Consider the following 19,715-nt stretch of genomic DNA (forward strand, 5'->3'; position numbering starts at 1 on the left):
AGCTTACCACAACTGCCAATGAACACGAAGGAGAAGACCTATGATCGCAATTACCGGCGCAACCGGCCAGCTTGGCCAGCACGTCCTGGAAAATCTGTTAACTACCGTCCCCGCAGGCCAGGTTGTGGCTATCGTGCGCAACCCGGCGAAGGCCGAATCGCTGAGCCAAAAGGGCGTAGTGGTTCGTCAGGCCGACTACAGCGATGAAGCCGCGCTGACCGCCGCCCTGCAGGGCGTGGACAAACTGCTGCTGATCTCGTCCAGCGAAGTCGGCCAGCGCGCCGTCCAGCACCGCAACGTGATTAACGCGGCGAAAGCCGCCGGCGTGAAATTTATCGCCTACACCAGCCTGCTGCACGCCGATACCTCCCCGCTGGGGCTGGCGGATGAGCATATCGCCACCGAGAAAATGCTCGCCGACTCCGGCATTGCGTATGCCCTGCTGCGCAACGGCTGGTACACCGAAAACTACCTTGCCAGCGCGCCGCCGTCGATTGAACATGGCGTATTTATCGGCGCGGCCGGTAACGGCAAAATCGCCTCCGCCACCCGCGCGGACTACGCCGCCGCCGCCGCTCGCGTTATCGCCGAAGAGGGCCATGCCGGAAAAGTGTACGAGCTGGCGGGCGATGAAGCGTGGACCCTCAGCGAACTAGCCGCTGAGCTGAGCAAACAAAGCGGTAAAAACGTGGTGTATCAAAACCTCAGCGAAGCCGACTTCGCCGCCGCGCTGAAGGGCGTAGGCCTGCCCGCTGGCCTGGCTGACATGCTGGCGGATTCTGATACCGGCGCGTCCAAAGGCGGTCTGTTCGACGATAGCCGCACCCTGAGTAAGCTCATCGGTCGCCCAACCACGACGCTGGCAGAGAGCGTCAAAGGCATTCTGTAACTGTTACATAGTGGTTAATTTTTGTAGCATCCCGGCGGGCCATCCTCAATAATGCACGGATGTCCGTCGGGAGTTATCGCATGCAAGGCGTACCAGAACAGTTCAGTGATGAAAGAGACAGCGCGCGCTTTCGCCATCTGGCGCAGCTGCCCGGCGTTGAGCTGTACCATGCCCATATCTCCCGCTACGCCTTTGAACCGCACACCCATGAAGCTTTTGGTATCGGCGCGATAGAGCTTGGCGCCGAGCGTTTTCGCTATCGCGGCAGCCAGCACGTGGCTTCGGTTAACTCGATCGTCACCATGAACCCCGATGAGCTGCACACCGGCGAGGCGGAGACCGCCGACGGCTGGCGCTATCGGATGATTTATCTCGACCCGGATACGCTGGAAGAGGTGACCGGCGTGCGCCACTGGTGGTTCAGCGAGGTGGTGCGTCAGGATCCCCTGCGCTCCCGGCAAATCGGCAATCTCATCTACGGCCTGTGGCATACTGACGATCCGCTGGCGCAGCAGGGGCTGCTGCTGGATTTGATCGATACCTTCCGCCCGTTTGCCCATCACGCCGCTGCGCTGCCCGAAGCCCGCCACCGCTTCGAGCGGGTGCGCGACTATCTGCACGATAACTATATGCGTACGGTGACCCTTGATGAGCTGGCGCAGGTGGCGGCGCTGAGCCCATACCATTTCCAGCGCCAGTTCAAAGCGCACTTCCACGTTACGCCGCACCAGATGCTGATGGCGATTCGCCTGTGGCGCGCTAAAGCGTTTCTCACCCACGGCATGCCCGCCGCCGACGTCGCTCTCGCCGCCGGGCTGACCGACCAGTCGCACCTGACCCGCGCGTTCACCCGCCGCTACGGCATTACGCCGGTGCGTTATCAAAAGCAGGTTCTCCCGCGCTAATGCGCAACCTCATACAATATTCCCGCTTTTGCCTCGCCTACACTGTCGCCAACGAAAAGAGTAATGGAAGGCGTGATGATTAGTGGTGTGCTGTACGCCCTGCTGGCAGGGCTGATGTGGGGATTGATATTCGTGGGTCCTTTACTGGTGCCGGAATACCCGGCGGTTTTACAGTCGATGGGGCGCTATCTGGCGCTGGGGCTGATCGCCCTGCCGCTGGCCTGGCTGGGCCGCGCGCGGCTGCGCCAGCTCACCGGGAAAGACTGGTGGACGGCGCTGGGGCTGACCATGATGGGCAACTTAATCTATTACGTCTGCCTGGCCAGCGCGATTCAGCGTACCGGCGCGCCGGTATCGACGATGATCATCGGCACCCTGCCGGTCGTGCTGCCGGTTTTCGCCAACCTGCTCTATAGCCAGCGCGACGGCAAGCTGCCGTGGCGACGCCTGTTCCCGGCGCTGGTCTGTATTGCCCTCGGCCTGGCGTGCGTCAATATCGCCGAGCTGCATCAGGGCTTACCCGATTTCAGCCCGTGGCGCTACGGCTCCGGTATCGCGCTGGCGCTGATCTCGGTGGTATGCTGGGCCTGGTACGCGCTGCGCAACGCCCGCTGGCTGCGGGAAAATCCGGATAAACCGCCGATGATGTGGGCCACCGCGCAGGCGCTGGTGACCCTGCCGGTATCCCTGGCCGGATACCTTATCGCCTGCGGGTGGCTGCACGGCCAGCACGCGGACTTTCCGCTCCCCTTCGGCCCGCGTCCGGCGATGTTTGTCACCCTGATGCTGGCGATCGCTATCTTCTGTTCATGGGTCGGCGCGTGGTGCTGGAACGTTGCCAGCCAGCGTCTGCCAACGGTGATCCTCGGGCCGCTGATCGTCTTCGAAACCCTTGCCGGACTGCTGTATACCTTTATTCTGCGCCAGAGCCTGCCCCCGCTTCTCACCTTCAGCGGTATCCTGCTGCTGGTGCTCGGCGTGGTGTCCGCCGTGCGTGCCCGCCCGGAAAAGCCCGCGCTGCAGGAGCTGGTCAGCGAGAAAAAATAGCCTGGTATCCTAAAGGGGTATTCCCAGGTACATAAGATGCATTTAAAATACAACTTATATTCTTGATGACGAGGTAACTGCTATGGCTTTCCGTGACCAACCTTTAGGCGAGCTGGCGCTGACGATTCCGCGCGCCTCCGCGCTGTTCCGTCAATACGATATGGACTACTGCTGCGGCGGCAAACAGACGCTGGAGCGCGCGGCGTCGCGCAAAGAGCTGGACGTCGCGGTGATTGAAGCCGAGCTGGCCAAACTGGCGGAAGTGCCGGTAGAGCGCGACTGGCGGGCTGCGCCCTATGCGGAAATCATCGATCACATTATCGTTCGCTATCACGACCGGCATCGCGAGCAGCTGCCGGAGCTGATTTTACAGGCCACTAAAGTCGAGCGCGTTCACGCCGACAAGCCCAACGTTCCGAAAGGCTTAACCAAGTATCTGACCATACTGCACCAGGAGCTTTCCAGCCATATGATGAAAGAGGAGCAGATTCTGTTCCCGATGATCAAACAGGGCATGGGAACGCAGGCCGGCGGTCCTATCAGCGTCATGGAAAGCGAGCATGATGAAGCGGGCGAGCTGCTGGAGGTGATTAAGCACATCACGCAGAACGTGACGCCGCCGGCGGAAGCCTGCACTACCTGGAAAGCGATGTACAACGGCATCAACGAGCTGATTGATGACCTGATGGAGCACATCAGCCTTGAAAATAACGTACTGTTCCCGCGTGCCCTCGCCGGAAAGTAAATAAAAAGGCGCCCGCAGGCGCCCTCGACATTGTCAGTCTTATTGGCCACCCCGGGTGGCCTTTTTTATGACGGACCGTTGCAAGCAACGTTAAAAACCGCTGCCGAAGATTTTTTATTTCGCCAGGCGCTTCTTGCCGGCAAACAGCCAGCCCGCGCCGAGCAGCACAAACCACAGCGGGGTCACCATCAGCGCTTCGCGGGTATCGGCTTCCAGCGTCAGCAGGACCAGCACAAAGACGAAGAATGCCATGCACACCCAGCACATCAGTTTGCCCAGCGGCATCTTATATTTGGACTGCTCATGCAGCTGCGGACGCTTTCTGCGATAGGCCAGATACGAGCACAGGATAATCGTCCAGACGAACATAAACAGGATCGCCGACACCGTGGTAATCATGGTAAACGCCGCGATCACGCTTGGATTGACCATCAGCATGACTACGCCGCCCAGCAGACACATACAGGAGAAGGTCAGGCCTTTCGCCGGTACCGCGCGCTTCGACAGCTTGGCGAACATTTTCGGCGCCTGTCCGTCCTGCGCCAGACCGAACAGCATACGGCTGGTGGAAAACACGCCGCTGTTAGCGGAAGAGGCCGCCGAGGTCAGCACCACGAAGTTGATCAGGCTTGCCGCCGCCGGCAGCCCGACCAGCACAAACAGCTCAACGAACGGGCTCTTTGACGGCACGACGGAGCTCCACGGCGTCACTGACATAATCACGATCAGCGCAAAGACGTAGAACATAATGATGCGGATTGGAATCGAGTTAATCGCCCGCGGCAGGGATTTCTCAGGATCTTTGGTTTCCGCCGCCGTGGTTCCCACCAGTTCGATGCCCACAAAGGCGAATACCGCTATCTGGAAGCCGGCAAAGAATCCGCTGATGCCTTTCGGGAACCAGCCGCCGTCATTCCACAGATGGGCGAAAGAGGCCTCTACGCCGGTCGGTGACTGGAAGTGCATCATCACCATCACCAGGCCGACGACAATCAGCGCCACGATAGCGACAATTTTGATCATCGCAAACCAGAACTCCATCTCGCCGAACATCTTCACGGTGGCGAGGTTAAGGCCCAGCAGCAGCAGGATGACCGCCAGCGAGGCGACCCAGTCGGAGAGTCCCGGGAACCAGAACTGCGCATAGGCGGTGATCGCCACCACGTCCGCCATCCCGGTTACCACCCAGCAGAACCAGTAGGTCCAGCCGGTAAAATAGCCTGCCCAGGGGCCCAGCAGGTCGGCGGCAAAATCGCTGAACGACTTGTATTCGAGATTCGACAGCAGCAGTTCGCCCATGGCGCGCATGACGAAAAACAGCATAAAGCCGATGATCATATAAACAAAAATAATTGACGGCCCGGCAAGGCTGATGGTTTTGCCTGAGCCCATAAACAGCCCGGTGCCAATCGCACCACCGATAGCAATAAGCTGAATATGCCGGTTAGTGAGATTTCGCCGCAGCGATTGTTCAGTCGGAGCCTGTTCGTCGGCAGCGACTTTTACCTGATCTACCATGTGATTTTTTCCTGTTGTACCTGTCTGTGTTGTTCGGGCTCTACTGGCCCTTCATTCGTATTAACCCCGGAACGAGGGTTTATCGATATTAGGTAAGAATCGGAGGGATGAATACTATGATTTAGATATAATGTTAATTTTATGTTTAAAGTGAGTGTTATATCACTCCGGTTACGCGAAACAGCTCACAAAAATACACCCATTAAGCAGATATGCAATATAAAGCTCCACCAAACGCTCAACTTAAGGGTTTTACACTATTTAAAGCGGCTCCCTCCCCCATACGGGAGAGGAAGCACCTGCTGTTTAGATAATATCCAGCAGTTCAACTTCAAAAATCAGGGTGCTGAACGGAGGAATGGATGCGCCCGCGCCGCGCTCGCCGTAGGCCAGGCTGTGCGGAATCGTCAGTTCCCATTTGGAACCCACCGGCATCAGCGTCAGCGCTTCAATCCAGCCGCCGATCACCCCGGTCACCGGGAATTCAGCCGGTTCGCCGCGCGCAACGGAGCTATCGAAGACGGTGCCGTCGATCAGCTTGCCGGTGTAGTGAACGCGAACGCGGTCAGTACGCGCCGGGATCGGGCCTTCGCCCTGGGTCAGAACGCGGAACTGCAGGCCAGACTCGGTGCTGTTCACGCCTTCGCGCTCGCGGTTTTCTTCCAGGTATTTCTCGCCATCCGCGGCCATTTCCTGGAAACGCTCGCGACGCACGGCGTCAGCGCGTTCGTGGATTTCGCGCAGCGCGCGGTGAACGGCTTCCACCGGCACCTGCGGCTGTTGACCTTCCAGCGCGTCAGCAATACCCGCGACCAGCGCTTCCGGCAGCAGCCCCTGCAGGCCAGATTCGCTCAGCTGTTGTCCAACCTGCAAGCCGATACCGTAACTTGCCTGTGCTTCGATCGTGTCAAAAGTTGGGGTTGCCATCTTTGTTCCTTTTTTGGTGGGGATTCTCATGCTCCCGGGCCTTCAAATTGCGAAAGGCGGCGAGCGGAGAAAAGAGGTGGGAAGCATATCAGCCATAGCACGACGGGTAAAACTTTGTCGCCTGGATGATGACAAATCTAAGGGAAACAGAAACAATAGAGAGATAAGGTTAACCTCACGAAACATAGCTTTGTCTCGTCCTTCAGGAAGTTAGCCATCTATACCCGTCATACTTTAAGTTGCAGGAGCGTTGGTTTCGCCAGCGCGCCCCAGTCACATAGTTATCTATGCTCCTGGGAACTTACTGGCTTGCCGCGTTACTCTGCCTGCGGCCTCGCCCCTACGGGGCCAGCGCAAGCGCTGTTCAAGGCAAACCTTGTCCTGCGACTTAAATTATTTAGGGTATATACTTTATTTACAGGATAAAAATATGCGGAGCAGGAGGAAAGCCATGCCCGGGCGCTTTGAACTGACATCTACCCTGGCGAAGATCTGGCACGCCCCGGATCATTTTCGCCTCATGGATCCGCTACCGCCGATGCACCGCCGCGGCATCATTGCCGGGGCGCTGCTGGTAATTATCGGCGTTCTGCTCCCTTCCGAGGATAACAGCAGCCCGGTTCAGGCCAGCCGCGAGGCGAATCTCAACCTGCAATCCCAGTCGCAGCCCTCTTCCGGCAATCAGGCGGTCCCGCTGCCGCCCATCACCAACACGCCGCCGGTCAACGATGCCGATCAGGTGGCGCCGGTCGCACCGGAGCCGATTCAGGATGAGCAGCCGGATCAGCCGCAGACCGCATCTCAGCCTTATCAGGAGCCGCAGTCGACTCCCGGCATCGAGCAGCAGTGGCGGACCTACCGTATTGAATCGGGGAAAACTCTCGCGCAGCTGTTCCGCGACCACAACCTGCCGCCGACCGACGTTTACGCCATGGCCCAGGTGGAAGGCGCCGGTAAACCGCTAAGCTCACTGCAGACCGGGCAGACGGTCCAGATCCGTCAGAACGCCAGCGGCGTGGTCACCGGGCTGACTATCGATACCGGCGGCGGCCAGCAGGTGCTGTTTACCCGCCAGTCGAACGGCAGCTTTATTCGCGTCCGTTAAGGCCTCACGGCCGGGTAGCTTACCCGGCCTGCTGTGGCGATTTCCCGGATGTTGTCCCCGGCTTATTCACCCACCAGATCCCGGCGCACACCAGCGCCAGCGCAACCGCATATTTCAGTTCAAGAATATTCTCGCCGAGGAAGATGGCCGACAGTACGGTGCCGGCGACCGGGACCACAAAGTTGAACGGCGCAATCATGCTCACCCGGTTATGCTTGAGCAGCACGCTCCATAGCGCAAAGGCGATGGAAGAGAGCAGCGTCAAATAAGCCAGAACCAGCGCAGCAGCGGCGCTGTGAACCTCAAGGGTGCCGCCGGTCAGATAGCCGCCGCCGACCAGTACCAGGCCGCCAAACGCCAGCTGCCAGCCGGTCATCACCGTCGGGTCAACCGTCTGCGAAATGCGCTTCCCGTACAGCGTCGCCGCCGACAGGATAAACGCCGCCAGCACCACAAAGCCGTCACCCTGCCAGACAAAGCTAAAATCGCTCAATGAACGATTAACGTTGACCAGCATCACGCCGGCAAAGCCGACAATACAGCCGATGGCTTTGTTGTAGCTCAGCCTGTCATTCTGATAGATAAAGTGCGCCAGCAGAACGCTGAAGAAGGTACCGGTGGCGTTCATAATCGATCCCTTCACGCCGGTGGTAAACGCCAGGCCAACGTAGAAGAAAACGTACTGGATAGAGGTTTGCGTGACGCCCAGTATCGCCAGCTGCCCGCACTGACGGGGATTCAAGCGGGCAATCGGCTTACGCTGCACCAGCGCGAAGAGCAGCAGCAGCGCGCCGGCAAACAGAAAGCGATAGCCAGCAAAGACGATTTTAGACGGCACATCATCAGTGGCAATCTGAAACAGTTCATAGCCGCTTTTAATCGCCGGATAGGAGCTTCCCCACAGCAGACAGCAGAGGGTTGCGCAGGCATAAGCCACTTTCTTGCGGGAAAAAATCGAGGGTGCGTCCATTCACTTCACCAGAAATAAAATAGTGTTTTATTTTATTATCCAGAAAGTTGCTAAGAATAGCCACCATACCAGGAAAAGATTCGACAAAGACAGAAAAGCAAAACGCCGGCACAAGGCCGGCGTCTCGACGTGAGTTGAGTAAAAAATTACTCAGCTACAACGTTAACAACCAGTTTAGCGAAAACTTCGCTGTGAACCTGGAAGTCCACTTCGTGCTCACCGGTGGTGCGCAGAACGCCGTTCGGCAGACGAACTTCGCTCTTAGCAACGGCAACGCCAGCTGCAGTTACAGCGTCAGCGATGTCGCGAGTACCGATGGAACCGAACAGTTTACCTTCGTCGCCAGATTTAGACGCGATGGTAACGGTGCCCAGTGCGTTGATTGCTTCAGCACGTGCGTTAGCAGCGCCCAGAACTTCAGCCAGTTTGGCTTCCAGTTCAGCACGGCGTGCTTCGAAGAATTCAACGTTTTTCTTGGTAGCAGGAACAGCTTTACCCTGTGGTACCAGGAAGTTACGAGCATAGCCCGCTTTAACGTTAACCTGATCACCCAGGCTACCCAGGTTTGCTACTTTATCAAGCAGAATAACTTGCATTACCTTATCCTCTCAAAGTCGTATTAATGGACCGTGACCGATTACTGATGACGATCAGTGTACGGCAGCAGGGACAGGTAGCGAGCGCGTTTGATAGCGCGTGCCAGCTGACGCTGATATTTTGCACGGGTACCGGTGATACGGCTCGGGACAATCTTACCGCTTTCGGTGATGTAGTTTTTCAGCGTAGCGATATCTTTATAGTCGATCTCTTGAACGCCTTCCGCGGTGAAACGGCAGAACTTGCGACGACGGAAATAACGTGCCATATGGCTAGTCTCCAGAATCTATCAATTCAATCTGCTCGGCATGCAGAACCATTTTGCTCAAGCCGTTCTTTGCCTTGTGGCAAGAGATGAACCCTCGAACGATTACTGCGCTACCGACCGTTATACTGTGAGTAATGGCCTGGTTCTGGTGTCCGCTGATTATCACGGGCATCTGGCACCATGCCTGCCGGTGAAAACCGGCTTCCTCCTGCACCGAACGATGCTCAAGCACGAACTGGCAGTGTGGAATTCCTGACGGGCTGACCTTACGAAGTGGAGTCCTGCATACAATGCCGGACAGCTCCAGACGGTTGGTCATCAGGATTACTCTTCAGAATCCCCAGCTTCAGAATCATCTGCGGTTTCGTTGGCGAAATCTTCGCGACGCTCACGGCGCTCGTCTTTCGCTTTAACCATCGGAGATGCTTCGGTAACAGCGTGCTTAGTACGCATTACCATGCTGCGGATAACGGCGTCGTTGAAGCGGAAGTTAGTTTCCAGCTCATCGATCGCTTCCTGCGGCGCTTCAACGTTCAGCAGAACGTAGTGAGCTTTGTGCAGTTTGTTGATCGGATAAGCCAGCTGACGGCGGCCCCAGTCTTCCAGACGGTGGATCGTACCTTCTGCTGCAGTGATTGCACCAGTGTAACGTTCGATCATGCCCGGAACCTGTTCGCTCTGGTCAGGATGGACCATAAAAACGATTTCGTAATGACGCATCGAATTGCTCCTTACGGATTATTCAGCCTCCTGTCTGGGTCAGCCGCGGCCCATGGAGGCAAGGAACGTGTTAAAGGGCGGCTGAAAAATTGACGCGTCATAATACGGGCGAGCGGGGTTTAAGACAAGTGAATTGTGCAAATAATTCGCACTAAGCGCGAAGTGACCTTAAGCCAGTGATTTAAAATTAATCAACGACGGAAGCGACAATTTTTTGAACAACTGCATCAGAAATGGTCGCGATACGCCAGACAGGCAGAGATTACACTTAGATCAGAAGCAATCCATACCCCAGGGAAGCGGGTGAACGTCAGGAGCGTCATAAGGAGGTAGGTGATGAAATACATCCTCATAACCATGATGGCAGCGCTTTTGTTGAGCGCCAACGCGCTGGCTGCTATTAAAATCGATGCCCGCCAGGCCCGCAACATGGACGATGTGCAGAGCCTCGGCGTTATCTATATCAACCACAACATCGCCACCGAGCAGGAAGCCGACCAGGCGCTTAGCCAGCAGAGCGATGCTCAGGGAGCGAAGTACTTCCAGCCGATCCTCATTCATGAACCGGGAAGCGACGGCGCCATTCACGCCAGTGCCGCCATTTACCGCTAGTTTTCCCGGATCGTTGGCTTCTTCCCGTTGCAGGGGGAAGCCAGCGATGGCATTGCCCGGCGGTCATACCCGCACAATCGCGCCTTAATGCAATTGAGAATTATTTTTTCTCGTGACTTATCAGCGCCAGCGTAACCTGATTTAATCACTCTTTAACCGCATGATTATCCGGAGTGCTTCATGGTTCCGCGTTTTGCCACGCTAAGCCGTATCCCAAAAGGGGTTTGGGTTCTTGGCGGCGTTAGCCTGCTGATGGATGTTTCCTCGGAAATGATCCACAGCCTGCTCCCTCTATTTATGGCCACCACGCTGGGAGCCAGCGTCATTATTATCGGCATTATCGAAGGCGTCGCGGAAGCCACCGCGCTGATACTGAAGGTGTTTTCCGGCGTCATCAGCGATTATGTCGGCAAGCGTAAAGGGCTGGCGCTGCTCGGCTATGGCCTGGGTGCGCTGAGCAAGCCTCTTTTCGCCATCGCGCCCACCTCAGGCGTGGTGTTTAGCGCCCGGATGATCGACCGCGTGGGCAAAGGGATACGCGGCGCGCCGCGGGATGCGCTGGTCGCCGACGTCACCCCACCGGAAATTCGCGGAGCCGCCTACGGGCTGCGCCAGTCGCTGGATACCATCGGCGCTTTTCTGGGGCCGCTGCTTGCCGTCGCGCTGATGTTTCTCTGGGATAACGATTTCCAGTCTATTTTTTGGGTCGCGGCGATCCCCGCCGTTCTCTCTATCGCTTTACTGGGCTTTGGATTAAAAGAGCCCAGGACGGCGGTCGTCCAGAAACGCACTAACCCCCTGCGCCGCGAGAATCTCAAGAAGCTTTCCGCCGCCTACTGGTGGGTGGTGGCTATCGGCTCGATTTTTACCCTTGCCCGCTTCAGCGAAGCCTTTCTGGTCCTGCGCGCCCAGCAGATGGCGATCCCGCTGTTCGCTATTCCGCTGGTGATGGTCGCCATGAATCTGGTTTACAGCCTGACCGCCTATCCATTCGGGAAACTATCGGACAGCATGAGCCACAGCAAAATGCTGCAGTGGGGCCTGCTGGTGCTGATCGCCGCCGATATCGTGCTGGCGCTCAGCAGCCACTGGAGCACGCTTTTAGCCGGCGTCGCGCTGTGGGGTATTCATATGGGCATGACGCAGGGTCTGCTGGCGGCGATGGTGGCGCACACCGCCCCGCCTGAACTGCGCGGAACAGCGTTCGGGATGTTCAACCTGATGAGCGGCATCGCCCTGCTGCTGGCCAGCGCCGGTGCGGGCGTGCTGTGGGAAGTTCTGGGCGCCGCCTCGACGTTTTACGCCGGCGCGATAATCTGCGTTGTGACGCTGGTTGGCATGCGCTGCATGCCGTCGGCTTATCAGCAAAACTAAAAATGGCTCCGGAGCAGACCGGTTGATTCATCATAAAGATGAAATGCTCCGGAGCACCTGTTTCACTTTTGCCCGTAATAGGCATCTGGCCCGTGCTTGCGCATAAAATGCTTGTCCATCAGCCAGCTATCGATGGGCTTCAGCTGCGGGTTGATCGCGCGAGCAATCCACGCCATCCGCGCCACCTCTTCCATCACCACCGCGTTATGCACCGCATCGTGCGCATCCTTGCCCCAGGCAAAAGGCCCGTGCTGATAGACCACGATGCCCGGCGTATGCAGCGGCTCAACGTCACCCAGCGTTTCGATAATCACGTGGCCCGTGTTCAGCTCATAAGCCTCCGCCACTTCCTGCGCGCTTAACGCCCGGGTGCAGGGAATGTCGCCAAAGAAGTAGTCCGCGTGGGTCGTCCCCAGAGCGGGAATAGCCAGACCCGCCTGCGCCCAGGCCGTCGCGTGCGCCGAGTGGGTATGCACCACGCCGCCAAGGCTCGGATAGCGGCGATACAGCGCCAGATGCGTGGCGGTATCGGAAGAAGGACGATAGCGTCCTTCCACCACGTTCCCTTCGAGATCCACGACCACCATATCGTCCGCTTTCATGGTCTCGTAGGCGACGCCGCTGGGCTTAATCGCCACCAGCCCGCGTTCGCGGTCGATAGCGCTGACGTTACCCCAGGTAAAAGTGACCAGGCCGTAGCGCGGTAAATCCATGTTGGCGTCGAAAACCTGCCGTTTTAGCGTTTGCATTATGCCACCTCCAGCAGACCGGCGCTGGCCATCCGCGCCTTCACCCAATCGCGCGCTTTCGCGACCTCGGCGGCGGGATCGTCGGTCGTTTCGCTCCACATTTCAATTAGATACGGACCGCAGTAGCCCGTCTGCTTGAGCGTTTCGAAACAACGTTCAAAATCGACGACGCCTTCGCCGAACGGCACGTTTTTAAATACGCCGGGTTTCGTGTCTTTTATGTGCACCGCCACGATATGCCCCATCCCGGCCTGAAGCTCCATCTGTACGTCGTTATCCCAGGCGGAAAGGTTGCCGATGTCCGGATAGAGCTGGAACCACGGATTATTCAGGTAGTGGGCGTAGCCCAGCGCCTTGCTGATCGAGTTCATCAGCGGGTAGTCCATAATTTCCATCGCCAGCGTTACCTGCGCGCGGCTGGCCATTTCAACGCTCTCTTTTAGCCCATCGCGGAAACGACGACGCGTCTCGTTATTGGCTTCCTGGTAGTAGACGTCGTAGCCCGCCAGCTGGATTACGCGAATCCCCACATCCTGCGCCAGCCGAATCGCTTTGCGCATAATCTCCAGGCCCTGCGCCCGTACCGCGTCGTCTTCGCTACCGAGCGGGAAGCGCCGATGGGCGCTCAGGCACATTGAGGGCACGCGCACCCCGGTTTCCGCAATCGCGTTAACCAGCGCGAAGCGCTGCTCCCGGCTCCAGTCGAGCCGGGCCAGGCGGTCATCAGTTTCATCGACCGACATTTCGACGAAATCAAAACCGAGCGCCTTAGCCAGCCGCAGACGTTCCAGCCAGCACTCCCCGGCGGGGAGCGCTTTTTCATAGATGCCGAGCGGAATAGGTTTCGACAGCATAGCCGCTCCTTAGCCCCACAGCTGGGCGATCGAACGTTTAAACTGCCGCGCGGCTTCCACCGGGGAAGCGGCGTCGCGAATGCTGCGACCGGCGATAAAGACGTGGATCGGAATCCCCTGGAACAGCGGCAAATCCTCCAGCGCCAGGCCGCCGGTGACGGTGACTTTAAAGCCCATCCCGGCCAGGCGTTTGATCGCGCTGATATCCGCCTCGCCCCACGCTACGCCGGCGGCCTGGGCATCGCGGCTGCGGTGATAAACCACCTGCTGAACGCCCGCTTCACGCCACTCCTGCGCCTGCTCCCAGGTCCAGTAGCCGGTCAGTTCGATCTGGACGTCGCCGTTGAACTCTTTCGCTACGTCCAGCGCGCCTTTGGTGGTGTTGATGTCCGCGCAGCAGATCACGGTGACCCAGTCGGCGTTGGCTTCAAAGCACATGCGGGAGAGAATTTTACCGGCATCGGCGATTTTGGCATCCGCCAGCACGATTTTGTTGGGATAGAGCGCCTTCAGGTCGCGAACGGCGCGTACGCCCTCAGCCACGCAGAGAATCGTACCGACTTCAATAATGTCCACTTCATCGGCAATCAGGCGCGTCGTTTCATACGCGGAAGACATAGATTGGTTATCGAGCGCAACCTGCAACATAGGTAATGACATTTTGGTGTTCCTTTTAAACGGCCGCTGCCGTAGCGTTATCAATTAATTCCAGAACTTCCTGCGCGGAGCGGCAGGCGCGTAAACGGTCAAAATTGGCTTCATCTTCAAACAGGTTGACGATCTGCATGATGCCGACTTCCTGATGGGTATTGGCATCCACGGCCGCCATGGTGATCAGGATGTCGACCGGGTCGTTATCCTCATGATTGAAAACCAGCGGCGTTTTCAGCGTAACCAGCGCAAAGCCCGTTTTCTTCACCCCCTCTTCCGGCCGACCGTGCGGCATCGCCAGACCGGGAGCAATCACAAAATAAGGGCCGTGCTGAGCAACGCCATCCAGAATGGCCTGGTAGTAGCGCGGCTCCACGACATCCGCCTTCACCAGTAAATCAACGCTCAGCTTGACGGCTTCCTGCCAGGTGCTGGCGTCAGCCTGTAAAAGGATGGAGTTGTTCTCCACCAGCGAATCACGTAATTTCATTTGGCGTCCTTACTTCACATCCTGCGGGAAGTGCGCTTTGATCACCTCCAGCAGTTTTGGGCCAAAATCCGCAGGCGAGAGCATGTTGCGCACGCCAACCACGTATTTGTTGCCGGAGACGCTAATCTCACCGGCGATATGGGTGGAGGCGATGATAATGTCCGCGCCGTTGAGTTCACTTTTGTATTCCCCCACCGCGCAGCTGTTTACCGTGTGATCGATATTTGACTGGGTCAAAAACTGGTCCACCTTCATCTTCATGATCATGGAACTGCCTTGCCCGTTGCCACATACAGCCAGAATACGTACGGTCATAGTCAAAACTCCTTATTGAGCAGAAGCATCTGCCAGTTGTTTTTCCGCGTCCTCTTCAGCGCGCAGCGAGCGCCCTGCGAAGAACATATAAGCCAGTGCGATAATGATAATGACGGCCATAAACGCGATACCGATGGAGGCGAAGCCCTGCATCATCGGCGGCGCCAGAATTGACCAGTCCGCCATGCCCATCCAGGCGCTCATGCCGGTCAGCTTCACCGCCCAGACGCAGCCAAAGATTTCGATCATGCCCATCACCAGACAAATCTTGAGCGCCGCGCGCCAGCCGCCAAAGTGGTTAGCAAAGACGCCGATGGTGGCGTTCGAGAAAAACATCGGGATAAAGCCCGGAATAATCAGAATGGAAGAGCCGAAGCCGACCAGAATACCGACTGCGATCAGCTGACCGATGGTACCCCACATAAAGCCCCAGACAACGGCGTTTGGCGCAAAGCTATAGATCGCCGCACAGTCAATGGCCAGTACGGCGCCGGGAATCAGGCGCTGGGAGATACCGTTGAACGCCTCGGAAAGTTCGGCGACGAACATGCGCACGCCCTGGGTGATAATGAAAATAGCGACGGCGAACGAGAAGCCCGTTTGCAGGATATAGACCGTCCAGTGGGTGTTACCCGCCATCGCCTGTACGGTGTCGATGCCGAAGGAGAGCAGAATCGCGCCGAAGAAAATGGTCATCACGATGGCCGTGGAGACGATGTTGTCGTGAAAGATGTTCAGCCAGCCCGGCAGCTTAAGATCCTCAACGCTCTCCTCTTTTTTGCCCAGATACGGGGCGACCTTGTAAGCAATCCATGAAGCGAACTGCTGCTGGTGTCCGATGGAGAAGCCGCAGCCGTCGGTCACTTCCTGAGTCGGCTTATACATCATGTTCGAGGTAATGCCCCAATAGAGCGACACCAGTACCGCCGTACAGATGATGGTCGTCCACATCGGGTAACCGAAGATGTAAAAAGAGACGGCAATCAGCCCCGCCTGCTGGAACATGATGTGCCCGGTCAGCATGATGGTGCGAATACCGGTAATACGCCGCAGCAGGACATAACAGATATTCAGCGCCAGGGCTAACAGCACGGCATAGCCCACCCAGCTGTAGGCGTCGCCCATGCGTTCGATCGTGGCCATCATTGACGCGTAGGTATCGGAGATAGCGCCGTTAATGCCGTAAACCTCAGACATTTTCGCCACGACCGGCTTAAACGTGCTGGTCAGAATGCCGGAGCCGGCCTGCAGCAGCATAAAACCGATAATGGTTTTAATCGTCCCTTTAACAATAACGCTGGCGCTTTTGCGCAGCAGGATATAGCCCAGGCAGGTCACAATACCCAGCAGCAGCGGGGCGTTGGTCATAACCTGGTTAAAGAACACGGTAAAGATGTGGTAGAGAATCTCCATAACACACTCCAGAAGGTGGACGCTCTGAACGCACGCTACGCCCAGGTTGGTTGTTGCGATCACTCTAATAATCAAAAATAATCACAACAAGATTATATTTGATTAAATGTGACGGACGCCGCAAATAATCACACAATCCGCCATCGTATTAATTCTCATTTCTACAAAATGTAAAATAGTATATTTAAATCAATGAAATAAAACATAACTCATGTCATAACGTCAGCCTACCCCTCTTTTTACCCTCCACGATTCCCCTCATGAAGGGCAAATTTCAGGATTGCAATCCTGAACAAACGGTGCCAGTATTCGTCAAAACAAATCACATCGTGATTACTTCTGATAATATGTGAGGGAAAAACAAATGAGTAAAGTACAAACCATCACCCGCGAATCATGGATCCTGAACACTTTTCCGGAGTGGGGTAGCTGGCTGAACGAAGAAATTGAACAAGAGCAGGTTGCGCCGGGCACCTTTGCCATGTGGTGGTTGGGTTGTACGGGCATCTGGCTGAAATCCGAAGGCGGAGCCAATATCTGCGTCGATTTCTGGTGCGGTACCGGCAAGCAAAGCCACGGGAACCTGCTGATGAAAACGGGCCACCAGATGCAGCGTATGGCCGGCGTGAAGAAGCTCCAGCCAAACCTGCGCACCACTCCGTTTGTTCTCGATCCGTTCGCTATTCGCCAGATCGACGCCGTACTGTCCACTCACGATCATAACGATCATATTGATGTGAACGTGGCCGCCGCGGTCATGCAGAACTGCGCCGAGGACGTGCCGTTCATCGGCCCGCAAACCTGCGTCGACCTGTGGATGGGCTGGGGCGTTCCAAAAGAGCGCTGTATCGTGATGAAACCAGGGGATGTGGTTAAAATAAAGGATGTTGAAATCCACGCGCTTGACGCTTTTGACCGTACGGCCCTCATCACCTTACCCGCGGATCAAAAAGCCGCAGGCGTCCTGCCGGACGGAATGGATCAGCGCGCGGTGAACTACCTGTTCAAAACGCCGGGCGGCAACCTGTATCACAGCGGCGATTCCCACTACTCCAACTACTACGCGAAGCACGGTAACGAACACCAGATCGACGTGGCGCTGGGCTCCTATGGCGAGAACCCGCGCGGTATCACCGACAAAATGACCAGCGCCGATATCCTGCGCATGGCCGAGTCGCTGAATGCTAAAGTGGTAATCCCGTTCCATCACGATATCTGGTCAAACTTCCAGGCCGATCCGCAGGAAATCCGCGTTTTGTGGGAGATGAAAAAAGATCGTCTGCAGTATGGCTTTAAGCCTTTCATCTGGCAGGTGGGCGGAAAATTCACCTGGCCGCTGGATAAAGACAACTTCGAATACCATTATCCGCGCGGATTCGACGATTGCTTCACGATGGAACCGGACCTGCCCTTTAAGTCGTTCCTGTAAGGCTTCTCCGGCGGGACCGCCCGCCGGAAATTATCCCCGTCAGCATTAGTATTTTCACCTGATTTCAAATATCATCTTTGCTTATCACTTTTAATCGGATTTGCTCATGACGGAAGCGCAAAGACATCAAATTTTACTGGATTTGCTGGCACAAACGGGATTTGTCACCGTGGAGCAGGTGATTTCCCGGCTGGGAATTTCTCCGGCGACGGCACGACGCGATATCAACAAACTCGACGAAAGCGGCAGGCTAAAAAAAGTCCGCAACGGCGCGGAAGCCATCAGCGAGCAGCGCCCGCGCTGGTCGCCAATGAATATTCACCAGGCGCAAAACCACGATGAGAAGGTACGGATTGCGCGTGCGGCTTCGCAGCTGGTCAACCCTGGCGAAAGCATCGTCATTAACTGCGGCTCTACCGCATTCCTGCTTGGGCAGGAGCTGTGCGGCAAACCGGTACAGATCATCACCAACTATTTGCCGCTGGCCAACTATCTGATCGATCAGGAACACGACAGCGTCATCATTATGGGCGGGCAGTATAACCGCAGCCACTCTATCACCCTGAGCCCGCAGGGCAGCGAAAACAGCCTGTATGCCGGGCACTGGATGTTCACCAGCGGCAAAGGGTTGACCGCCGAAGGGCTGTATAAAACCGATATGCTGACGGCGATGGCGGAGCAAAAAATGCTTAACGTCGTCGGCAAACTCGCGGTCCTGGTCGACAGCAGCAAAGTCGGCGAACGCGCCGGAATGCTCTTTAGCCAGGCCGGGCAAATCGACCTGGTGATTACCGGTAAACAGGCGGATGAGGCGATCCTCAAGCAGCTTGAGGATCAGGGCGTGCAGGTGATTCGCGTTTAAAGGTGACGTTGAAAAAAGTCCACCGTCGCGGCTAACGCTTCCGGCGTAATGCGGTGGCGGACGCCTTTCTGCCAGAGGCAGGTTAAATTGTCGGCCAGCGCGTTTTGCTGCAGCGCCTGCTGCAGGCGGAAGGTTTCCCCCGGCGGCACGACATCATCTTCATCGCCGTGCCAGAGCAGCAGCGGACGGCTGGCCAGGGTCGCCAGCTGCTGGCTGACGTCCCACGCCACCAGCTGTTCTGCATCGAACGAAGGCGAAGGGAAAAGCGCCTGCGAGAGCGAACTGAAATAGCCTGACCCCATCAGGCAGGCTACGCTTTTCAGCTCCGGGTGGTGGGTCATAATTCCTAATGCCGTCATTCCGCCCATCGATGCGCCTGCCACCGCCAGCCTGTCGACAGCAAGCCATCCCCGATCCCGAATCGCCTCCTGTAGTGCCGGAAATTCAATAAAATTGTTCATCAGAATCGGCCAGAAGCGCTGCATCCGCCCCTGCTCGTCTCCCCGGTAGCGCGCGCCGTGTTCCGCTGCATCAGGCATAATCACCCGAAACCCCGCCTCTGCAAGCGCAACGGCAAAATAGCTGTAGACCAGCTTAGAAGAGGTAAAACCATGATAAAAGACAATGCAAGGCAGCGCCGTATCTGCGGCGCCCTGCGGGTATGCATGGAGAACCTCCCCACCCGCAAGGTTACGCATTTCTAATGCAATCATTTACCGTCTCCTTTCTCTCAAGTGATGTTATGTTATTACTCAAGTCGCTCGTTCGCACATGATTCATAATCTTGAGAACCAGATTACGCTTTCACGATATTTTCATTCGAAAATCGCGTACGGGATAACAATTTGGGAACATTCCCCGGAAATGACATTCAGGCTACCACTACACTATGACTAACAGGAAACGAGATATGGTTATGCGTAGGTTTGCACCGTGGTTAATGGCAATCGCTTTAACCGGCTGTAGCGCCCTACAGGGGACGCCAAAGGCGCCGCCGCCGGCAACCGACCATCCACAAGAGATCCAGCGTAATCAGACGGCGGGTCTGCAGAAGATGGGGACGGTGAGCGTATTAATGTACGGCTCACCGATGGATGTCGAGGCTGCGCTAAAGGTCAAAGCTGAGGCAGCTAAAGCGGATTACTACGTCATCATAATGATTGATGACACCATGGTTCCGGGCCAGTGGTATTCGCAGGCAATTTTGTACCGTAAATAACGGTCAACCTTTAAGCCAGCTTTACACTGCTTTGCATCCATTCACGTTCTCCTGTG

The 19,715-nt window shown here is 56.6% G+C and carries 24 protein-coding genes; 10 read left to right on the forward strand and 14 right to left on the reverse strand.

Translation table 11 applies throughout. From position 1 onward, the window contains the following. Positions 1–40 precede the first annotated feature (40 nt). The 4 genes from ABLU67_RS24425 (at position 41) to ytfE (ending at position 3,586) form a co-directional block, all read left to right on the forward strand. Positions 41–889, forward strand: coding sequence for an SDR family oxidoreductase (locus ABLU67_RS24425; protein ID WP_014227633.1), 849 nt, complete (start codon positions 41–43; stop codon positions 887–889). An 80-nt stretch (positions 890–969) separates the two neighbouring features. Beyond that, entirely contained in the window at positions 970–1,794 is an 825-nt protein-coding gene (locus ABLU67_RS24430) for an AraC family transcriptional regulator (protein WP_004098011.1), read from the forward strand. Between the two features lie 75 nt (positions 1,795–1,869). Next, entirely contained in the window at positions 1,870–2,841 is a 972-nt protein-coding gene (locus ABLU67_RS24435) for a DMT family transporter (protein ID WP_064405995.1), read from the forward strand. A gap of 82 nt (positions 2,842–2,923) precedes the next feature. Further along, positions 2,924–3,586, forward strand: a complete 663-nt coding sequence (gene ytfE, locus ABLU67_RS24440; RefSeq protein WP_201993737.1) for an iron-sulfur cluster repair protein YtfE — start codon at positions 2,924–2,926, stop codon at positions 3,584–3,586. 114 nt (positions 3,587–3,700) lie between these two features. Here ytfE and cycA read toward each other — a convergent pair whose 3' ends face one another. Both cycA and fklB read right to left on the reverse strand, forming a co-directional pair. Beyond that, entirely contained in the window at positions 3,701–5,104 is a 1,404-nt protein-coding gene (cycA, locus tag ABLU67_RS24445) for a D-serine/D-alanine/glycine transporter (protein WP_004128150.1), read from the reverse strand. Between the two features lie 306 nt (positions 5,105–5,410). Further along, positions 5,411–6,031: an FKBP-type peptidyl-prolyl cis-trans isomerase gene (fklB, locus tag ABLU67_RS24450; RefSeq protein WP_004871077.1), complete on the reverse strand. Its 621-nt coding sequence runs from the start codon at positions 6,029–6,031 to the stop codon at positions 5,411–5,413. Positions 6,032–6,482: 451 nt separating this feature from the next. On the opposite strand from fklB, the gene ABLU67_RS24455 reads away from it, so the two are divergent. After that, positions 6,483–7,136 carry a LysM-like peptidoglycan-binding domain-containing protein gene (locus ABLU67_RS24455; RefSeq protein ID WP_134897203.1) on the forward strand — a complete coding sequence of 218 codons (654 nt, stop codon included), beginning with the start codon at positions 6,483–6,485 and terminating at the stop codon, positions 7,134–7,136. Between the two features lie 19 nt (positions 7,137–7,155). Here the strand turns inward: ABLU67_RS24455 and ABLU67_RS24460 are convergent, their stop codons facing one another. The 5 genes from ABLU67_RS24460 to rpsF form a co-directional block, all read right to left on the reverse strand. Next, positions 7,156–8,106 (reverse strand): DMT family transporter, encoded by a 951-nt coding sequence (locus tag ABLU67_RS24460; protein WP_046876859.1) that lies wholly within the window; start codon positions 8,104–8,106, stop codon positions 7,156–7,158. A gap of 146 nt (positions 8,107–8,252) precedes the next feature. Further along, positions 8,253–8,702, reverse strand: coding sequence for a 50S ribosomal protein L9 (rplI, locus tag ABLU67_RS24465; protein WP_004098003.1), 450 nt, complete (start codon positions 8,700–8,702; stop codon positions 8,253–8,255). A gap of 41 nt (positions 8,703–8,743) precedes the next feature. Further along, a complete protein-coding gene (gene rpsR / locus ABLU67_RS24470; RefSeq protein ID WP_000135199.1) occupies positions 8,744–8,971 on the reverse strand; it encodes a 30S ribosomal protein S18 in 228 nt (75 codons plus the stop codon). A 4-nt stretch (positions 8,972–8,975) separates the two neighbouring features. Then, a complete protein-coding gene (priB, locus tag ABLU67_RS24475; RefSeq protein WP_004098002.1) occupies positions 8,976–9,290 on the reverse strand; it encodes a primosomal replication protein N in 315 nt (104 codons plus the stop codon). A 5-nt stretch (positions 9,291–9,295) separates the two neighbouring features. Then, positions 9,296–9,691, reverse strand: coding sequence for a 30S ribosomal protein S6 (rpsF, locus tag ABLU67_RS24480; RefSeq protein WP_004098001.1), 396 nt, complete (start codon positions 9,689–9,691; stop codon positions 9,296–9,298). A 336-nt stretch (positions 9,692–10,027) separates the two neighbouring features. Here rpsF and ABLU67_RS24485 point away from each other — a divergent pair, with 336 nt between their 5' ends. Both ABLU67_RS24485 and ABLU67_RS24490 read left to right on the forward strand, forming a co-directional pair. After that, positions 10,028–10,303 carry a DUF1471 domain-containing protein gene (locus ABLU67_RS24485; protein WP_004098000.1) on the forward strand — a complete coding sequence of 92 codons (276 nt, stop codon included), beginning with the start codon at positions 10,028–10,030 and terminating at the stop codon, positions 10,301–10,303. Between the two features lie 180 nt (positions 10,304–10,483). After that, positions 10,484–11,677 (forward strand): MFS transporter, encoded by a 1,194-nt coding sequence (locus ABLU67_RS24490; protein WP_064375664.1) that lies wholly within the window; start codon positions 10,484–10,486, stop codon positions 11,675–11,677. A 62-nt stretch (positions 11,678–11,739) separates the two neighbouring features. Here the strand turns inward: ABLU67_RS24490 and ABLU67_RS24495 are convergent, their stop codons facing one another. From ABLU67_RS24495 to ulaA, 6 genes are read right to left on the reverse strand one after another with little or no spacing between them, the layout of a single operon-like run. Beyond that, positions 11,740–12,426 (reverse strand): L-ribulose-5-phosphate 4-epimerase, encoded by a 687-nt coding sequence (locus ABLU67_RS24495; RefSeq protein ID WP_186006395.1) that lies wholly within the window; start codon positions 12,424–12,426, stop codon positions 11,740–11,742. After that, positions 12,426–13,280: an L-ribulose-5-phosphate 3-epimerase gene (locus tag ABLU67_RS24500; protein ID WP_014227628.1), complete on the reverse strand. Its 855-nt coding sequence runs from the start codon at positions 13,278–13,280 to the stop codon at positions 12,426–12,428. Before ABLU67_RS24500 ends, ABLU67_RS24495 begins: the two co-directional genes overlap by 1 nt. Positions 13,281–13,289: 9 nt before the next feature. Next, positions 13,290–13,940 carry a 3-keto-L-gulonate-6-phosphate decarboxylase UlaD gene (locus ABLU67_RS24505; RefSeq protein WP_049083195.1) on the reverse strand — a complete coding sequence of 217 codons (651 nt, stop codon included), beginning with the start codon at positions 13,938–13,940 and terminating at the stop codon, positions 13,290–13,292. A 13-nt stretch (positions 13,941–13,953) separates the two neighbouring features. Next, on the reverse strand, positions 13,954–14,421 hold the full coding sequence (gene ulaC / locus ABLU67_RS24510) for a PTS ascorbate transporter subunit IIA (protein WP_004097995.1): 468 nt from the start codon (positions 14,419–14,421) through the stop codon (positions 13,954–13,956). A 9-nt stretch (positions 14,422–14,430) separates the two neighbouring features. Continuing rightward, positions 14,431–14,736 carry a PTS ascorbate transporter subunit IIB gene (gene ulaB, locus ABLU67_RS24515; RefSeq protein WP_004109091.1) on the reverse strand — a complete coding sequence of 102 codons (306 nt, stop codon included), beginning with the start codon at positions 14,734–14,736 and terminating at the stop codon, positions 14,431–14,433. Between the two features lie 12 nt (positions 14,737–14,748). Further along, positions 14,749–16,149 (reverse strand): PTS ascorbate transporter subunit IIC, encoded by a 1,401-nt coding sequence (gene ulaA, locus ABLU67_RS24520; RefSeq protein WP_064358228.1) that lies wholly within the window; start codon positions 16,147–16,149, stop codon positions 14,749–14,751. A 364-nt stretch (positions 16,150–16,513) separates the two neighbouring features. Between ulaA and ulaG the strand changes: the two genes are divergently transcribed. Further along, positions 16,514–17,578, forward strand: a complete 1,065-nt coding sequence (gene ulaG, locus ABLU67_RS24525) for an L-ascorbate 6-phosphate lactonase (RefSeq protein ID WP_221842354.1) — start codon at positions 16,514–16,516, stop codon at positions 17,576–17,578. Positions 17,579–17,684: 106 nt separating this feature from the next. Continuing rightward, entirely contained in the window at positions 17,685–18,440 is a 756-nt protein-coding gene (gene ulaR, locus ABLU67_RS24530) for an HTH-type transcriptional regulator UlaR (protein WP_004097990.1), read from the forward strand. Here the strand turns inward: ulaR and yjfP are convergent. Further along, positions 18,437–19,153: an esterase gene (gene yjfP / locus ABLU67_RS24535; protein ID WP_348852571.1), complete on the reverse strand. Its 717-nt coding sequence runs from the start codon at positions 19,151–19,153 to the stop codon at positions 18,437–18,439. The two genes, ulaR and yjfP, sit on opposite strands and share 4 nt — an antisense overlap. A gap of 197 nt (positions 19,154–19,350) precedes the next feature. Between yjfP and bsmA the strand changes: the two genes are divergently transcribed. Beyond that, on the forward strand, positions 19,351–19,659 hold the full coding sequence (gene bsmA, locus ABLU67_RS24540) for a biofilm peroxide resistance protein BsmA (RefSeq protein ID WP_004097988.1): 309 nt from the start codon (positions 19,351–19,353) through the stop codon (positions 19,657–19,659). The last annotated feature ends 56 nt before the right edge of the window (positions 19,660–19,715 follow it).

This window comes from Klebsiella sp. GN_Kp190 (assembly GCF_040061795.1).
Taxonomy (GTDB): domain Bacteria; phylum Pseudomonadota; class Gammaproteobacteria; order Enterobacterales; family Enterobacteriaceae; genus Klebsiella; species Klebsiella michiganensis.

Bases quoted from the DNA above. Each gene is read 5' to 3' on its own strand.
- ABLU67_RS24425 (WP_014227633.1), top strand. From the start codon at position 41: ATGATCGCAATTACCGGCGCAACCGGCCAGCTTGGCCAGCACGTCCTG.
- ABLU67_RS24430 (WP_004098011.1), top strand. From the start codon at position 970: ATGCAAGGCGTACCAGAACAGTTCAGTGATGAAAGAGACAGCGCGCGC.
- ABLU67_RS24435 (WP_064405995.1), top strand. From the start codon at position 1,870: ATGATTAGTGGTGTGCTGTACGCCCTGCTGGCAGGGCTGATGTGGGGA.
- ytfE (WP_201993737.1), top strand. From the start codon at position 2,924: ATGGCTTTCCGTGACCAACCTTTAGGCGAGCTGGCGCTGACGATTCCG.
- cycA (WP_004128150.1), bottom strand. From the start codon at position 5,104: ATGGTAGATCAGGTAAAAGTCGCTGCCGACGAACAGGCTCCGACTGAA.
- fklB (WP_004871077.1), bottom strand. From the start codon at position 6,031: ATGGCAACCCCAACTTTTGACACGATCGAAGCACAGGCAAGTTACGGT.
- ABLU67_RS24455 (WP_134897203.1), top strand. From the start codon at position 6,483: ATGCCCGGGCGCTTTGAACTGACATCTACCCTGGCGAAGATCTGGCAC.
- ABLU67_RS24460 (WP_046876859.1), bottom strand. From the start codon at position 8,106: ATGGACGCACCCTCGATTTTTTCCCGCAAGAAAGTGGCTTATGCCTGC.
- rplI (WP_004098003.1), bottom strand. From the start codon at position 8,702: ATGCAAGTTATTCTGCTTGATAAAGTAGCAAACCTGGGTAGCCTGGGT.
- rpsR (WP_000135199.1), bottom strand. From the start codon at position 8,971: ATGGCACGTTATTTCCGTCGTCGCAAGTTCTGCCGTTTCACCGCGGAA.
- priB (WP_004098002.1), bottom strand. From the start codon at position 9,290: ATGACCAACCGTCTGGAGCTGTCCGGCATTGTATGCAGGACTCCACTT.
- rpsF (WP_004098001.1), bottom strand. From the start codon at position 9,691: ATGCGTCATTACGAAATCGTTTTTATGGTCCATCCTGACCAGAGCGAA.
- ABLU67_RS24485 (WP_004098000.1), top strand. From the start codon at position 10,028: ATGAAATACATCCTCATAACCATGATGGCAGCGCTTTTGTTGAGCGCC.
- ABLU67_RS24490 (WP_064375664.1), top strand. From the start codon at position 10,484: ATGGTTCCGCGTTTTGCCACGCTAAGCCGTATCCCAAAAGGGGTTTGG.
- ABLU67_RS24495 (WP_186006395.1), bottom strand. From the start codon at position 12,426: ATGCAAACGCTAAAACGGCAGGTTTTCGACGCCAACATGGATTTACCG.
- ABLU67_RS24500 (WP_014227628.1), bottom strand. From the start codon at position 13,280: ATGCTGTCGAAACCTATTCCGCTCGGCATCTATGAAAAAGCGCTCCCC.
- ABLU67_RS24505 (WP_049083195.1), bottom strand. From the start codon at position 13,940: ATGTCATTACCTATGTTGCAGGTTGCGCTCGATAACCAATCTATGTCT.
- ulaC (WP_004097995.1), bottom strand. From the start codon at position 14,421: ATGAAATTACGTGATTCGCTGGTGGAGAACAACTCCATCCTTTTACAG.
- ulaB (WP_004109091.1), bottom strand. From the start codon at position 14,736: ATGACCGTACGTATTCTGGCTGTATGTGGCAACGGGCAAGGCAGTTCC.
- ulaA (WP_064358228.1), bottom strand. From the start codon at position 16,149: ATGGAGATTCTCTACCACATCTTTACCGTGTTCTTTAACCAGGTTATG.
- ulaG (WP_221842354.1), top strand. From the start codon at position 16,514: ATGAGTAAAGTACAAACCATCACCCGCGAATCATGGATCCTGAACACT.
- ulaR (WP_004097990.1), top strand. From the start codon at position 17,685: ATGACGGAAGCGCAAAGACATCAAATTTTACTGGATTTGCTGGCACAA.
- yjfP (WP_348852571.1), bottom strand. From the start codon at position 19,153: ATGATTGCATTAGAAATGCGTAACCTTGCGGGTGGGGAGGTTCTCCAT.
- bsmA (WP_004097988.1), top strand. From the start codon at position 19,351: ATGGTTATGCGTAGGTTTGCACCGTGGTTAATGGCAATCGCTTTAACC.